We start from the raw sequence: 13,293 nt of genomic DNA, 5'->3' as shown, positions 1-13,293 counted from the left end.
CCCATGTTTGATTACGAAATGTTGCGTCTGGTCTGGTGGGTGCTGGTCGGTGTCTTGCTGATCGGTTTCGCCATCACCGACGGCTTCGATATGGGGGTGGGCGCACTGCTCCCCTTCGTCGGCAAGAAGGATGTCGAGCGTCGGGTGATGCTCAACACCATGGGCCCGCACTGGGAGGGCAACCAGGTATGGCTGGTGACTGCCGGTGGTGCCCTGTTTGCCGCCTGGCCCATGGTCTATGCCGCAGCCTTCTCCGGCTTCTACATCGCCATGATCCTGACGCTGATGGCCCTGTTCTTCCGCCCGGTCGGCTTCAAGTACCGTTCCCTGCGTGAAGACGCCAAGTGGCGCAGCAACTGGGACTGGGCGCTGTTCGTCGGCAGTGCGGTGCCGCCCATCGTGTTTGGCGTGGCATTCGGCAACCTGCTGCAGGGCGTACCGTTCGACTTCAACCAGTTCATGATGCTGACCTATCACGGCAACTTCTTCGGTCTGCTCAATCCGTTCGGCCTGCTGGCCGGCCTGGTGAGCCTGTTCATGCTGGTCACTCAGGGTGCGACCTGGCTGATGATGAAGACCGACGGTGAAGTGCTGGCCCGCTCCCGCACTGCCGCCATGATCTGCTCGCTGCTGACCCTGGTGCTGTTCGGTCTGGCCGGTTTCTGGGTCAGCGGCATGGAAGGCTATGTGGTGGTCAAGGCGGCCGCGACCGATGCCGTTTCCAATCCGATGAACAAGGAAGTGGTGCGTCAGGCTGGAGCCTGGATGAACAACTACAACCTCTATCCCTGGATGGTTGCAGCACCAGTGCTGGGTCTGGCCATGAGCCTGCTGACCGCGCTGTTCGCCAAACTGAACAAGGGCTGGCTGGCGTTCACTACCTCCTCCCTGGCGGTTGCCGGCGTGATCCTGACCGCAGGCTTCTCCATGTTCCCGTTCGTGATGCCTTCCAGTCTTGAGCCGTCACTGAGCCTGACCATGTGGGATGCCACAGCCTCCTTCAACACCCTCAAGGTGATGACGGTGGCGGCTGCCATCTTCGTACCGATTGTGCTGGGTTATACCCTGTGGACCTACATCAAGATGTTCGGCCGGGTGACCAGCAAGCACATCGAAGACAACCAACAATCGCTCTACTAAGAAGGTGCCCTGATATGTGGTATTTCACCTGGATCCTGGGTCTGTTGCTGGCTTGCGCATTCGGCATCATCAATGCGCTCTGGCTGGAGCACACCGAGAACATGGATCGCCAGATCGATGAGAACAAGTGATCGACTCGCCCGGTTGGCCGCTCCCTTGGAGCGCCAACCCTGGCAGGGGTTGATGCTGTTGGCGGCGGCCCTGCTGGCCGTCGCCATTTTACAGGCTCCCAACCTGGTGGCCGCCAATACCAGTGAACACGGGCTCTGGCTCGCGCCCTGGCTGATGTGGGCGGTCTGTTGTGGCGTCATGCACGGGCTGGGATTTCATCCCCGCAGCCTCATCGGTCGTGTGCTGTTTTGCCCCTGGCTCGCCTGGCCCAGTTTGTTATATGGGCTCTGGTTGACCCAAGGCTATTTCCTTTCATAAAAAACGGGGGGAGGCAGGATTTCCCTGCTTCCCCCTGCTTCTTTCCTATTCAGCCCTGCGCTATGATAGCCCCCCATCTGACTGTCGAATGGATCACAGATTGTTATGGGGGAAGTCTCTGAGTTTCCGGTACGGGTCTACTACGAAGACACCGATGCCGGGGGCATCGTCTACAACGCCAATTATCTCAAGTTTATGGAACGTGCTCGCACCGAGTTCCTGCGCTGCGGCGGCATCGAACAGGATGTCATGCTGCGCGACGGGTTCGCGTTTGTGGTGAGTCGAACAGAGATCGATTTCCGCTCGGCGGCCCGATTTAATGAGCTTTTGACTGTATTAACGCAAGTGACTGAAGTGAAACGCGCCTCCATGCGTTTTTCACAACGGATACTGGCGGCTGATGGACGACTGATCACCCAGGCCATGGTACAGATAGCCTGTGTCAGTCATCCGCATATGAAACCTGTTGCAATACCTGAAAATGTGAAGGGAGTGCTGTTAAGTGCACGCTGAAATTTCGTTTATTGGCCTGTTTTGGCAAGCCAGCCTGCTGGTAAAACTGGTCATGATGACCCTGATGGGTATGTCGGTAGTCTCCTGGGCGCTGATCATCCAGCGTTCCAAGGCCATCAAGGCAGCCAATCTCGCATCGGAGCAATTTGAAGACAGATTCTGGTCCGGGGTCGATCTGAACCGTCTCTACCAGGAGTCCTCCTCCCGTCGCGACGACATCGAAGGCATGGAAGACATCTTCTACTCCGGCTTCAAGGAGTACGCCCGTCTGCTCAAGGCCGGTGCCCGTGGTCAGGATGCGGTGATGGACGGTACTTACCGTGCCATGCGGGTCTCCCTTTCCCGTGCCGTGGACGAACTGGAATCCAATCTGCCGGTGCTGGCGACCATCGGCTCCATCAGCCCCTACATCGGTCTGTTTGGTACCGTCTGGGGGATCATGAACGCCTTTATCGCCCTGGGTCAGGTGCAGCAGGCCACCCTGCAGATGGTGGCACCCGGTATCGCGGAAGCGCTGATCGCCACCGCCATGGGTCTGTTTGCCGCCATCCCGGCCGTTATCTTCTACAACCGCTTCTCCAACAAGGTCGAGCGGCTGGAAAACGCCTACGCCAACTTCATGGACGAGTTCACCACCATTCTGAACCGTCAAATTGCTCAGCAGCAGGGTGATCAGTAATGCAAACCTATCAGCGGATCCGGCGCAAGAAGGTGGCCGAGATCAACGTGGTTCCCTATATCGACGTCATGCTGGTGCTGCTTATCATCTTCATGGCGGTGACGCCCGTGATCACGCAAGGGGTCAAGGTTGACCTGCCGCAGGCGGAATCCGAGCAGTTGCCGGAAGATGCCAAGCCGCCCTTCATCGTCAGCGTCAACACCGAAGGTGAGTACGTCATCAAGGCCGGCGAGGCCGATGACGAGCCGGTGCCTGCCGGTACTCCCGAGGCGATGCAGCAATACATCACCGAGAAGGCCATGGGCTATCTGGCCATCAACCAGAACGCCCCGGTGGTGGTCGCCGGCGACAAGTCGGTGCGCTACGAAGAGGTGATCCTGCTGATGGTAGCCCTCAAGAAAGCGGGTGTGCCTCAGGTCGGCCTGATGACGGATCCGGTGAACTGACGGAGATGGATGTGAAGCGTGGTATTTCCGGTTATCTCATCGCGTCGCTTCTGCTGCACCTGATCATCGGCATCATCCTGTTTGTCGGGCTCGACTTCAGCAAGCCGAAGCGACCCGAGTCGAAGGGGCAGATCGTCAATGCCGTCATGCTCGACGAGAATTTCCTCAACGAGCAGGCCAAGCAGATCCAGCAACAGAAGTCTCAGCCCAAGCCGCAGAAGGTAGAGAAAGAGAAGGATAAGGAAGACACGGACATCGCCAAGCGCGAGCTGGCCCAGCAGCAGGAGCGGCTGCGTATCGCCGAGACCAAGCGCAAGGAGGCCGAAGAGGCCACCCGCAAGGCCGAGGCTGAAAAGCAGAAAAAGGTAGCCGAGCAGAAGCAGGCGGAAGAGAAGGCCCAGAAGGCCGAGGAAGCCCGCAAGCTGGAAGAGCAGAAAGCCAAGAAGGTGGAAGCCGAGCGCAAGGCCGCGGAAGAAGAGAGCAAGGCGCTGGCGCTGAAGAAGAAAAAGGAACAAGAGAAGAAAGAGGCCGAAGAGAAGCAGGCCAAGGCGGACGCAGCCAAGAAGGCTGAAGCCGAGAAGAAGGCCAAGCAGGAGGCTGAGAAGAAAGCCAAGGCCGAAGCGGACAAGAAAGCCAAGGCGGAGGCCGAGAAAAAGGCCAAGGCCGAAGCCGACAAGAAAGCCAAGGAGGCCAAAGAAGAGGCCGCTAAGAAGGCAAAAGCTGACGCAGAGAAGAAAGCCAAGGCGGAGGCCGACAAGCAGGCCAAGATCGCGGCAGAGCGCAAGCGCAAGGCGGCCGAGGAGGCCAAGCTGCAAAAAGAGATGGAAGACATGATGCAGCAGCAGCTGGCGGCTGAGGCCAATGCCCGCAGTCAGGCGGCATCTGCTGCAGCGCAGGGCGAGGTCGACAAATACGCGGCACTCATCAAGGCGACTGTTGAGCGATATATGATTTTGGATCCCACCATGCGGGGCAAAACATGTACTATCGGCGTACGTCTTGCGAGCACTGGCTTTGTCATTTCGGTAGATAACGGCCAGGGTGACCCGGCGGTATGTCGTTCCGGCAAGGCGGCCGTATTGAAGGCCAACCAACTGCCGGTGCCGAAGGATCCTGCGGCGTTCGAGATGTTGAAGGAGTTCAACCTCAAGTTGGAACCGAGCATCTAAGGCCTGGGTAAGGTAAATCGTGTAGCGTGGTTGGCAGCATCTTGCCGAGAAAGGAAGTTAATCTCTCATTTTTTTGGAACCGAGTATTTAAGCCATGATAAGAAAAGTGTTTTTTGCTTTGGTTGGCTGTTTGTTGCTGGGCCAGAGCGCCCAGGCGGCCTTGGACATCGTCATCACTGGCGGTATCGACAGTGCCCGACCCATTGCGGTCGCCCCCTTCAAGTGGGAAGGCAATGGCCAGCTGCCGCAGGACATCGCGGAAGTGGTCTCCAACGACCTGATGCGCAGCGGCAAGTTCAAGCCGCTGGCCCGTGGCCAGATGCCGCAGACGCCGAGCACCAGCGGCGAAATCAACTTCGCACCCTGGGCTTCGCAAGGGGTCGAGGCTGTGGTGGTCGGTTCCATTGCCGCTGTCGGCGACGGTACCTACAAGATCAACTTCGAGCTGGTCGATGTGCTGAAGGGCCAGCTGGCCAAGGCGCAAGGTGGCGAGAGCAACGGCTACATCCTGGACAGCCGCATGGCGACCATCCCGGGCGCCCAGATGCGTCAGTTCGCTCACCGCATCTCTGACATCGTCTATGAGCGCCTGACCGGCGAACGTGGGGCCTTCCTGACCCGCCTGGCCTATGTCTCCGTCCAGCAGGGCACCCAGTTCCCGTATCAGCTGCGCATCGCCGACTACGACGGCTACAACGAGAAGACCCTGCTGCGCTCCCGCGAGCCGCTGATGTCCCCGGCCTGGTCGCCGGATGGCAGCAAGCTGGCCTACGTGAGTTTCGAGAACCAGAAGTCCGAGATCTACGTGCAGGATATCTACACCCAGCAGCGTAGCCTGATCACCAGTTTCCGCGGGATCAACGGCGCGCCTGAGTGGTCTCCGGATGGTCGTCGTCTGGCTATCGTTCTCTCCAAGGATGGTTCACCGAACCTCTATGTGGTTGATGTCGCTAGCAAGCAGCTGACTCGCGTCACAACCAGCCGGGTGATCGACACCGAACCCTCCTGGATGCCGGACGGGCAAAATTTGTTGTTCACCTCTGAACGTGGTGGCAAACCCCAGATTTATAGCGTAAATTTGGCGACTGGTATGACTCGCCGGATGACTTGGGAAGGTGAATCCAACCAGGGCGCATCCATCACTCCTGATGGCAAAATCATGGTGATGGTGACTCGTGTTCAGGGGCAGTACCGTATTGCCCGCCAGGACATGGAAAACAATGCCCTGCTGGTCCTTACCCAGAGTGCGCTGGATGAGTCGCCAAGTGTGGCTCCCAATGGCAGCATGATCATTTATGCCACCATCTATCAGGGTCGTAAGAGTCTCGCGTTGGTGTCGACTGATGGTCGCTTCAAGGCTGTGCTTCCGACCAGTAGCGGTGAAATTCGTGCACCAGCTTGGTCGCCCTTCTTGAATTGATAAAAATCCAATTGTTTTTTGTTTTGTTATAAAGGTTTAAGGAAATAGCATGCAACTCAATAAACTGCTCAAGGGTTTGGCCATCGCACTGCCACTGTTCACCCTGGCCGCTTGTAGCTCTTCTTCTGATTCTGACGCCGCTGGTGCTGAATCAGGTATGACCGACGGCATGGGCGGTGTACAAACCGGCGGCGCCAACGGCATGTTGTCCCCGGAAGAGCAGATGCGTCAGAAGTTCGAAGCGCTGCAACGTGACAACGTGATCTACTTCCCGTTCGACGGTTACGATATCCAGGGTCAGTACGCTGATCTGCTGGATGCCCACGCCAGCTACCTGCGCGAGCGCCCGAGCGTTAAAGTCCTGATCGAAGGTCACGCCGACGAGCGCGGTACTCCGGAGTACAACATCGCCCTGGGCGAGCGTCGTGCCAAGGCCGTTGCCAAGTATCTGCAAACCCTGGGTGTGCAGGCCGAGCAGCTCTCCATCGTCAGCTATGGCGAAGAGAAGCCGCTGGACATGTCCCACACCGAGGATGCCTTTGCCAAAAACCGCCGTGCGGTTCTGGTTTACTAAGGTTTAAACCGAACGAAGTTCGTTTATATGCAAGCGGCCATTTCGATGGCCGTTTTATTTGCACTAAACGCCAAGGTTTGATCCGAATGAAATCTGCATAAGCGAGCGACGATGGCGCTGGCCGTTTTATTTGCCCTAAACGCTAAGGTTTGATCCGAATGAAATCTGTGTACAAGCAAGCTGTTGTTGCGCTGGCCGTATTGGTTGCTCTGAATGCGCAGGCGGCGGCTCCCGTCAGCGATCTGAGCGGTGACTCGGGTGGCGGTGTTGTCCTTAGCGGCAACAACGGCGCCATCGTGCCCACCGGCAGCCTGGAAGACAGGGTTGCCCTGCTGGAACGCACCCTCAATGCCCGTCTGCGCCTGCAAGCCGAATTGCAGCAGCAGGTCGACTCCCTGCAAGGGGAGGTCTCCGAGCTGCGCGGTCAGCTGGAACAGCAGACCTACCAGATGGAACAGTCGCAAGAGCGTCAGCGTCAGCTCTATCAGGAGCTCGACAAGGTGGCCAACAGCCAGCCTGCTGCTACGCCAGCAGCCCCGGCAGCCGCCGCTGCGAGCGCGACACCGGCAGCTGCGGCCAACTACTCGACCAACCTAAATGAGAACCAGGCCTACGATGCGGCCGTGAACATGGTGCTCAAGGAGAAGAACTACGACAAGGCCATCCCCGCCTTCGAAGGGTTCATCAAACAGTATCCAAGCTCGAGCTATGTCCCCAATGCCCATTACTGGCTGGGTCAGCTGTTGTTCAACAAGGGTGACCGGACCGGCGCTGCTGCCCAGTTCACCACGGTGGCAACCAAGTTCAGCAAGTCGCCCAAGCGAGCCGATGCGCTGTTGAAGCTGGGCATGCTGGCACAGCTTGACGGCAAGAAGGCGGAAGCGAAGAACTTCTATGAGCAGGTGATCAAGGGCTATCCCAACACTTCGCCGGCCCAACTGGCCAAGCAGAGTTTGAGCAAGCTGTAACATTGCTGCATGTCACTGTTTTCGTAACAGTCTTGTAAATACAGCCCCGCTTTGTATGCGCAATGAACAAACAGATTGAATTTAAGATTTTTCTATTGCGCCAGGATGATAAATCCGTAATATAGGCCGCCGTCAGAGCCGGTGCAGTATTGCAGTCGGTCCTGGTCGTGGTGAGGGTCGTTAGCTCAGTCGGTAGAGCAGTTGACTTTTAATCAATTGGTCGCTGGTTCGAATCCAGCACGACCCACCATTCTCTCCACCAGGTGGAGACAGCATTCCCAGGTCGCTTAGCTCAGCTGGGAGAGCACCTCCCTTACAAGGAGGGGGTCACTGGTTCGATCCCAGTAGCGACCACCAGTTTTAAACTGTTTGCCAAGGCAAGCAGTGTGTCAGGCAAGTCGGTGTGGGTCGTTAGCTCAGTCGGTAGAGCAGTTGACTCTTAATCAATTGGTCGTAGGTTCGATCCCTACACGACCCACCAATCTGGCCACAAGAATTCCCAGGTCGTTTAGCTCAGCTGGGAGAGCACCTCCCTTACAAGGAGGGGGTCACTGGTTCGAGCCCAGTAACGACCACCAAGTTTGTAAAAAATGATTTAGATGGGTCGTTAGCTCAGTCGGTAGAGCAGTTGACTTTTAATCAATTGGTCGCTGGTTCGAATCCAGCACGACCCACCATCATTTCAAGAATCCCAGGTCGTTTAGCTCAGCTGGGAGAGCACCTCCCTTACAAGGAGGGGGTCACTGGTTCGATCCCAGTAACGACCACCAAGTTTGTAAAAATGATTTAGATGGGTCGTTAGCTCAGTCGGTAGAGCAGTTGACTTTTAATCAATTGGTCGCTGGTTCGAATCCAGCACGACCCACCATCATTTCAGAATCCCAGGTCGTTTAGCTCAGCTGGGAGAGCACCTCCCTTACAAGGAGGGGGTCACTGGTTCGATCCCAGTAACGACCACCAAGTTTGTAAAAATGATTTAGATGGGTCGTTAGCTCAGTCGGTAGAGCAGTTGACTTTTAATCAATTGGTCGCTGGTTCGAATCCAGCACGACCCACCATCGTTTCAAGAATCCCAGGTCGTTTAGCTCAGCTGGGAGAGCACCTCCCTTACAAGGAGGGGGTCACTGGTTCGATCCCAGTAACGACCACCAAGTTTGTAAAAAATGATTTAGATGGGTCGTTAGCTCAGTCGGTAGAGCAGTTGACTTTTAATCAATTGGTCGCTGGTTCGAATCCAGCACGACCCACCATCATTTCAAGAATCCCAGGTCGTTTAGCTCAGCTGGGAGAGCACCTCCCTTACAAGGAGGGGGTCACTGGTTCGATCCCAGTAACGACCACCAAGTTTGTAAAAATGATTTAGATGGGTCGTTAGCTCAGTCGGTAGAGCAGTTGACTTTTAATCAATTGGTCGCTGGTTCGAATCCAGCACGACCCACCATCATTTCAAGAATCCCAGGTCGTTTAGCTCAGCTGGGAGAGCACCTCCCTTACAAGGAGGGGGTCACTGGTTCGATCCCAGTAACGACCACCAGATTGAAAAAGCCCGCAGCAATGCGGGCTTTTTTTATGGCCGTTCGGCGTCAGGTTCTCAGTCGCTCGAGCTGGGTCGCCAGTGCCGTGGCAGCCTGCTCAAGCTGCTCGCTCAGGTGATGGCTGGCGTTGGCCTCCTGCCCCAGGGTGGTGGCGGCGTCGCCGATCCGCATCAGATTCTGGTTGATGGTGTCGCTGACGGCGCTCTGCTGCTCGGCCGCCGTGGCCACCTGGCTGATGTGATCGTGGATCTGCTGGATCTGGGTGACCACCTGATTGAGGGCCTCAAAGGCCTGCTCCGTTCCTTCCACCGTACTGGCCGAGCGAGTGATGCCAGTACTCATCAACTGCTGGCTGCTGCTGACCTCGGTCTGCAGGCTGCCGATGAGCTGACCTATCTCGTCGGTGGACTCCCGGGTCTTGTTGGCCAGCGCCCGCACTTCGTCCGCTACCACGGCAAAGCCGCGCCCCATATCGCCGGCCCGCGCCGCCTCGATGGCCGCATTGAGTGCCAGCAGGTTGGTCTGCTCGGCGATGGCTCTGATCACGTCGAGAATGCGGCTGATGTTGGTGCTGCGCTGAGCCACCTGGGCGACGGCCTTGTCGGCGAGGTGCATGTCTTCAACCAGGGTGTGGATCTCGGTGCGGGCCCGGCTCAGGGTCTGCTGGGCCGTGCTGATGTGATGGGTGGCCGTTTCCGACTCCAGGGCTGCCTGCTCGGCATAGCCCGCCACGCTGACCGCCGTGGTGCTCATCTGATGCATGGCACTGACTACGCTCTCCAGCTCCAGGCTCTGCTCGTCCAGACTGCTGCGCATGGTGTCGGCCGTCTGCTTCATGCCCTGGGCCTGCTGGTGCACCTGCTGGCCGATCTGCTTGCTGCCCTGCACCATGCCGCGCAACTTGCCTAGGAAGGCGTTGAGGTGGCCGCCCAGCTCGATCAGCTCCTGGTGGGTGTCTATCCTCATCTGCTGGGTCAGGTCCCCCTCGTTGCTGGAGAGGTGGGATACATGGCGGCTGATGAGGGAGAGGGGAGCCGTGATGGTCTGGATGAACCAGATGAGCAGCGCCAGCGCCAGCAGGGTGATGACGACGATGGCAATCAGCTGTTGCTGCTGGGTGGCCTGCAGCAAATCGCCAAGCTGGTTGCTGATGGTGTTGGCCTGGCTGAGTGCCAGCGCCTTGGGCACCTTGAGCATCAGCCACCACTGGGTGTCGGCGGCATCGATCCTGACCGGCTGTTGCAGGATGAAGTCGGTCTCGGTGTCCTGCTCCTGGCCGGTGGGGGCGGTGAGGCCGGCTTCCGTCAGCGGCCGTCCCAGCTTGTCGGCGTGACGGTTGCTGCCGACGATGAGGCCCATCTTGCTGACCAGAGTGACCTCGGCCTGGTTGTCATACAGGCTCTTGCCGAGGTTCTCGGCCAGTTGCTGGAAGATGGGCAGGTTCATGTCGACGCCGGTGATGCCGACAAACTTGCCGGCTTTGAGAACGGGCACCGTCAGGCTGGTCATCAGCATCTTGTTGCCGGGGCTTATCTCGTAGAGGTAGGGCTCCATCAGACAGGGGCGCAGGGTGTCGCGGCCGCACAGGTACCATTCGCTGTTGCGGATGCCGAACTCGTTGACCGAGGTGTCGTATTTGGCGGCACTGGTGGCGGCATCCACCGGCTGCTGGCTGATCTGGCCACCCTGGTCGCGGGTGAAATAAATCTCCAGGCTGCCCTTGCCGACGACGGAGTGGGAGGTGCCGGCCTGCCAGCTGGCATCCTGGCCGTCGTACCCGTCGGGTTCAAACTGGGCATAGATGGAGCTGATGCCGCCCGCTTGCTGCAGTCGGCTGTGAAGCAGCGTCTCGACCTGGGGGCGGCTCAGCAGCCTGTCCGGCTGCGCCATGCTGCCCTCCAGCTGGGCCGCCATGCCCAGCGGCACCTGATAGGACTGCTGCAGCAGGTCGGCGATCTGCACCGCATAGCGTTCGGCCTGGAACTGCAGGGTACGGGAGACTTCCTGCTCCAGCGCCTGCCGGGTCTGGCTGACGATGTTGCTGCGCAGGGTGTTCAGCGAGGAGGACTGCATCAGGGTCATGGCGAGGCCGCTGGCGAGAAACAGCCCCATGGTGAGCAGCAGCAGCTTGGTTTTGAGGGAACGTTGTTTCATTCGACAACTCCTTTGGCAAGAATGACAACGAATTACTTGAGTATATTCGGACACTTGCGCAGCACCGGATTTGTTGATGGGTTTGTGCGCGGCTTCTGGTTATAATTTTTGCCTTTCCAAGCGTTGATGGAACAGTCGCAATGAGCAATGCACTGAACAATGTCCCGCCGGTAGTCGAGATGGACTATCCGTTTCCGGCCAAGCCCCTTCCCCTGAGCGCCGAGCAAAAGACGACCCTGATCGCAGACATCAAGGCACTGCTCAAGGAGCGCAAGGCGGTGCTGGTCGCCCACTACTACACGGATCCCGAGATCCAGGCGCTGGCGGAGGAGACCGGTGGTTTCGTCGGCGACTCCCTCGAGATGGCCCGCTTTGGCCGTGATCACGAGGCGCAGACCCTGATCGTCGCCGGGGTGCGCTTCATGGGAGAGACCTCCAAGATCCTGAGCCCCCACAAGCGAGTCCTGATGCCGACGCTGGAGGCCGAGTGCTCGCTTGATCTGGGTTGCCCCATCGAACAGTTCTCCGCCTTCTGCGACGCCCATCCCGATCATATCGTGGTGGTCTATGCCAATACTTCGGCGGCGGTGAAGGCGCGGGCGGACTGGGTGGTCACCTCCAGCATCGCGCTGGAAATCGTCGAACATCTGGACAGCCAGGGTCACAAGATCATCTGGGGCCCGGACCGTCACCTCGGTGCCTACATCGAGAAGAAGACTGGCGCCGAGATGTTGCGCTGGCAGGGCCACTGCATCGTCCACGACGAGTTCAAGGCCCGTGCCTTGCGTGAGCTGAAGGAGCAGAATCCGGATGCCGCCGTGCTGGTCCACCCGGAGTCCCCAGCCTCGGTGATCGAGCTGGCTGATGCAGTGGGCTCCACCAGCCAGCTGATCAAGGCGGCCAAGGAGCTGCCCCAGCAGAAGCTGATCGTGGCGACCGATCGCGGCATCTTCTACAAGATGCAGCAGGCCTGCCCGGAGAAAGAGATGGTGGAGGCGCCGACCGGTGGCGATGGCGCGACCTGCCGCAGTTGCGCCCACTGCCCCTGGATGGCGATGAACGGTCTGGTGGCCATCAAGGAGGCCCTCACCGATGGCGCCGAGCGCCACGAGATCCTGGTGGACGAGGATCTGCGGGTGAAGGCCTTGATCCCGCTCGACCGCATGCTCAACTTCGCCGCCGAGCTCAGGCTCAAGACCCAGGGCAATGCCTGACTGGGGTGATGAAGAGATGCAAAGAGGGCTCCCGTGGGAGCCCTCTTTATTTATCTGAACCTCATCAGGTTCAGATGATCACGGTGGAGAAGCTGTGCTCTTCGTCCGGTGCTACGGTCACGCCTGCCTCGCTGGCGATGGCGGCTTCGACGCAGAGCATGGTGCGATAACCATCATCGCTCATGTCGGCCATGGCGCGGGCACCTTCCAGCCAGGGAGTCCAGACCACCACGCTGTCGTGGTTGCCGCTGACCACCCGGGTCTCGCGTTCGCCATCCTGGATGCTGACGTGGGCCGCAGGCTGCCAATAGACCCGATCCAGCGGGCCGTTCAGGGTCAGAGGGCCCTGCTGCTGGCCATTCTGGCCGGTCAGTTTGTCGGCGTAGGGCTCGCCAAGGCCGCTGATGCTCACTGACTCCGGTGAACTTATCTGCAGGTAGGTGTGCAGGGCGCCGCTGTAGACGAGCGGCGCTTTGCCGGTGTTGCGGGTGGTCAGTACCAGAGCCAGCTCCTTGCCGACCAGCACGTCCAGCTCCAGCTCGAAGGCATGAGGCCAGAGCTGACGGGTTGCCTCGTTGTCACGCAGAGACAGATGGACGAGCGTGCCGTCACCGTGATCGGAGACACCGTCCAGCGTCCACAGGCTGGTGCGGGCAAAGCCGTGGGAGGGCTTGCCGCTACCGACACGGGCGGGGGCCGGGCCAAACCAGGGCCAGCAGATGGGAATGCCGCCGCGGATGGGCTTGCTGCCATCCAGCACGGCCTTGTCGCTGAGCCAGATCGAGGCGGGTTCGCCGTGGCGCTGGTAGCGCAACACATGGGCGCCAAACAGGCTTATCTCGGCCTTGGCATCGCCATTGTCGATGGTGAGCAGGGGCTGACCAGCCGCATTGTGGCTGAGGGTACAGTGGGCAGTCAGAGAGCGTGTCGGTTGCATGAGGACTCCTGTGCTCGCGCACATTCAGAAGATAGGGGCGGAAAATCCATGGTCCAGAATACAAAAAGGCGGCCAATGGCCGCCTTTTTCAAGCTACTTGATTGCGCATCCCAAA

Annotated in this window: 13 protein-coding genes and 14 tRNA genes; 25 read left to right on the top strand and 2 right to left on the bottom strand. The window is 58.8% G+C overall.

The genetic code is table 11. From position 1 onward, the window contains the following. Positions 1-3: 3 nt before the first annotated feature. The 24 genes from cydB (at position 4) to C2U40_RS18175 (ending at position 8,872) form a co-directional block, all read left to right on the top strand. Positions 4-1,140 carry a cytochrome d ubiquinol oxidase subunit II gene (gene cydB, locus C2U40_RS18290; RefSeq protein WP_043127303.1) on the top strand — a complete coding sequence of 379 codons (1,137 nt, stop codon included), beginning with the start codon at positions 4-6 and terminating at the stop codon, positions 1,138-1,140. Positions 1,141-1,154: 14 nt separating this feature from the next. Further along, positions 1,155-1,271 (top strand): cytochrome bd-I oxidase subunit CydX, encoded by a 117-nt coding sequence (gene cydX / locus C2U40_RS18285; protein ID WP_005304933.1) that lies wholly within the window; start codon positions 1,155-1,157, stop codon positions 1,269-1,271. Then, positions 1,258-1,569, top strand: coding sequence for a cyd operon YbgE family protein (locus tag C2U40_RS18280; protein ID WP_039213707.1), 312 nt, complete (start codon positions 1,258-1,260; stop codon positions 1,567-1,569). Before cydX ends, C2U40_RS18280 begins: the two co-directional genes overlap by 14 nt. Before the next feature lie 105 nt (positions 1,570-1,674). Further along, positions 1,675-2,082, top strand: a complete 408-nt coding sequence (gene ybgC, locus C2U40_RS18275) for a tol-pal system-associated acyl-CoA thioesterase (RefSeq protein ID WP_011707367.1) — start codon at positions 1,675-1,677, stop codon at positions 2,080-2,082. Next, positions 2,072-2,761, top strand: coding sequence for a protein TolQ (gene tolQ / locus C2U40_RS18270; protein ID WP_011707366.1), 690 nt, complete (start codon positions 2,072-2,074; stop codon positions 2,759-2,761). Before ybgC ends, tolQ begins: the two co-directional genes overlap by 11 nt. Next, positions 2,761-3,207 carry a protein TolR gene (gene tolR / locus C2U40_RS18265; protein WP_011707365.1) on the top strand — a complete coding sequence of 149 codons (447 nt, stop codon included), beginning with the start codon at positions 2,761-2,763 and terminating at the stop codon, positions 3,205-3,207. Before tolQ ends, tolR begins: the two co-directional genes overlap by 1 nt. A 5-nt stretch (positions 3,208-3,212) precedes the next feature. Continuing rightward, complete coding sequence (tolA, locus tag C2U40_RS18260) at positions 3,213-4,376, top strand: cell envelope integrity protein TolA (protein WP_011707364.1); 1,164 nt, start codon at positions 3,213-3,215, stop codon at positions 4,374-4,376. A 94-nt stretch (positions 4,377-4,470) separates the two neighbouring features. Then, positions 4,471-5,796, top strand: a complete 1,326-nt coding sequence (tolB, locus tag C2U40_RS18255; protein WP_011707363.1) for a Tol-Pal system beta propeller repeat protein TolB — start codon at positions 4,471-4,473, stop codon at positions 5,794-5,796. Positions 5,797-5,845: 49 nt separating this feature from the next. Further along, a complete protein-coding gene (gene pal / locus C2U40_RS18250) occupies positions 5,846-6,370 on the top strand; it encodes a peptidoglycan-associated lipoprotein Pal (RefSeq protein WP_005304908.1) in 525 nt (174 codons plus the stop codon). 158 nt (positions 6,371-6,528) lie between these two features. Further along, the gene (gene ybgF, locus C2U40_RS18245; RefSeq protein ID WP_024945827.1) at positions 6,529-7,338 is read left to right on the top strand and encodes a tol-pal system protein YbgF; all 810 of its coding nucleotides are present in this window, start codon (positions 6,529-6,531) and stop codon (positions 7,336-7,338) included. Between the two features lie 174 nt (positions 7,339-7,512). Further along, a tRNA-Lys gene (locus C2U40_RS18240) sits at positions 7,513-7,588 on the top strand. Positions 7,589-7,619: 31 nt separating this feature from the next. Continuing rightward, positions 7,620-7,695: transfer RNA gene (locus tag C2U40_RS18235), tRNA-Val, on the top strand. A gap of 48 nt (positions 7,696-7,743) precedes the next feature. After that, a tRNA-Lys gene (locus tag C2U40_RS18230) sits at positions 7,744-7,819 on the top strand. Between the two features lie 21 nt (positions 7,820-7,840). Continuing rightward, positions 7,841-7,916, top strand: a tRNA-Val gene (locus C2U40_RS18225). 23 nt (positions 7,917-7,939) lie between these two features. Then, positions 7,940-8,015 (top strand) — tRNA-Lys (locus C2U40_RS18220). A gap of 17 nt (positions 8,016-8,032) precedes the next feature. Further along, positions 8,033-8,108: transfer RNA gene (locus C2U40_RS18215), tRNA-Val, on the top strand. 22 nt (positions 8,109-8,130) lie between these two features. Beyond that, positions 8,131-8,206 (top strand) — tRNA-Lys (locus C2U40_RS18210). A gap of 16 nt (positions 8,207-8,222) precedes the next feature. Continuing rightward, positions 8,223-8,298 (top strand) — tRNA-Val (locus C2U40_RS18205). Positions 8,299-8,320: 22 nt separating this feature from the next. Next, positions 8,321-8,396, top strand: a tRNA-Lys gene (locus C2U40_RS18200). 17 nt (positions 8,397-8,413) lie between these two features. Next, positions 8,414-8,489, top strand: a tRNA-Val gene (locus C2U40_RS18195). Between the two features lie 23 nt (positions 8,490-8,512). Continuing rightward, positions 8,513-8,588: transfer RNA gene (locus C2U40_RS18190), tRNA-Lys, on the top strand. 17 nt (positions 8,589-8,605) lie between these two features. Next, positions 8,606-8,681: transfer RNA gene (locus C2U40_RS18185), tRNA-Val, on the top strand. A gap of 22 nt (positions 8,682-8,703) precedes the next feature. After that, positions 8,704-8,779 (top strand) — tRNA-Lys (locus tag C2U40_RS18180). 17 nt (positions 8,780-8,796) lie between these two features. After that, positions 8,797-8,872, top strand: a tRNA-Val gene (locus tag C2U40_RS18175). A 49-nt stretch (positions 8,873-8,921) separates the two neighbouring features. Here C2U40_RS18175 and C2U40_RS18170 read toward each other — a convergent pair. Continuing rightward, on the bottom strand, positions 8,922-11,027 hold the full coding sequence (locus tag C2U40_RS18170; RefSeq protein ID WP_103828144.1) for a methyl-accepting chemotaxis protein: 2,106 nt from the start codon (positions 11,025-11,027) through the stop codon (positions 8,922-8,924). A gap of 140 nt (positions 11,028-11,167) precedes the next feature. Here C2U40_RS18170 and nadA point away from each other — a divergent pair, with 140 nt between their 5' ends. Next, entirely contained in the window at positions 11,168-12,241 is a 1,074-nt protein-coding gene (gene nadA, locus C2U40_RS18165) for a quinolinate synthase NadA (RefSeq protein WP_045789014.1), read from the top strand. 70 nt (positions 12,242-12,311) lie between these two features. On the opposite strand, the gene C2U40_RS18160 is transcribed toward nadA, so the two are convergent. Beyond that, entirely contained in the window at positions 12,312-13,178 is an 867-nt protein-coding gene (locus C2U40_RS18160; protein ID WP_103828145.1) for a D-hexose-6-phosphate mutarotase, read from the bottom strand. Positions 13,179-13,293 lie beyond the last annotated feature (115 nt).

Origin of the sequence: Aeromonas sp. ASNIH4 (genome assembly GCF_002934425.1) — a bacterium.
In the GTDB taxonomy this organism is placed as follows: Bacteria; Pseudomonadota; Gammaproteobacteria; order Enterobacterales; family Aeromonadaceae; genus Aeromonas; species Aeromonas hydrophila.
This window is presented reverse-complemented; position numbering and strand designations above follow the sequence as displayed.

What these genes read in the sequence shown, in the direction of transcription:
- ybgC (WP_011707367.1), top strand. Translation starts at nt 1,675, where the DNA reads ATGGGGGAAGTCTCTGAGTTTCCGGTACGGGTCTACTACGAAGACACC.
- tolB (WP_011707363.1), top strand. Translation starts at nt 4,471, where the DNA reads ATGATAAGAAAAGTGTTTTTTGCTTTGGTTGGCTGTTTGTTGCTGGGC.
- cydB (WP_043127303.1), top strand. Translation starts at nt 4, where the DNA reads ATGTTTGATTACGAAATGTTGCGTCTGGTCTGGTGGGTGCTGGTCGGT.
- tolR (WP_011707365.1), top strand. Translation starts at nt 2,761, where the DNA reads ATGCAAACCTATCAGCGGATCCGGCGCAAGAAGGTGGCCGAGATCAAC.
- cydX (WP_005304933.1), top strand. Translation starts at nt 1,155, where the DNA reads ATGTGGTATTTCACCTGGATCCTGGGTCTGTTGCTGGCTTGCGCATTC.
- ybgF (WP_024945827.1), top strand. Translation starts at nt 6,529, where the DNA reads ATGAAATCTGTGTACAAGCAAGCTGTTGTTGCGCTGGCCGTATTGGTT.
- nadA (WP_045789014.1), top strand. Translation starts at nt 11,168, where the DNA reads ATGAGCAATGCACTGAACAATGTCCCGCCGGTAGTCGAGATGGACTAT.
- C2U40_RS18160 (WP_103828145.1), bottom strand. Translation starts at nt 13,178, where the DNA reads ATGCAACCGACACGCTCTCTGACTGCCCACTGTACCCTCAGCCACAAT.
- C2U40_RS18280 (WP_039213707.1), top strand. Translation starts at nt 1,258, where the DNA reads ATGAGAACAAGTGATCGACTCGCCCGGTTGGCCGCTCCCTTGGAGCGC.
- C2U40_RS18170 (WP_103828144.1), bottom strand. Translation starts at nt 11,027, where the DNA reads ATGAAACAACGTTCCCTCAAAACCAAGCTGCTGCTGCTCACCATGGGG.
- tolA (WP_011707364.1), top strand. Translation starts at nt 3,213, where the DNA reads ATGGATGTGAAGCGTGGTATTTCCGGTTATCTCATCGCGTCGCTTCTG.
- pal (WP_005304908.1), top strand. Translation starts at nt 5,846, where the DNA reads ATGCAACTCAATAAACTGCTCAAGGGTTTGGCCATCGCACTGCCACTG.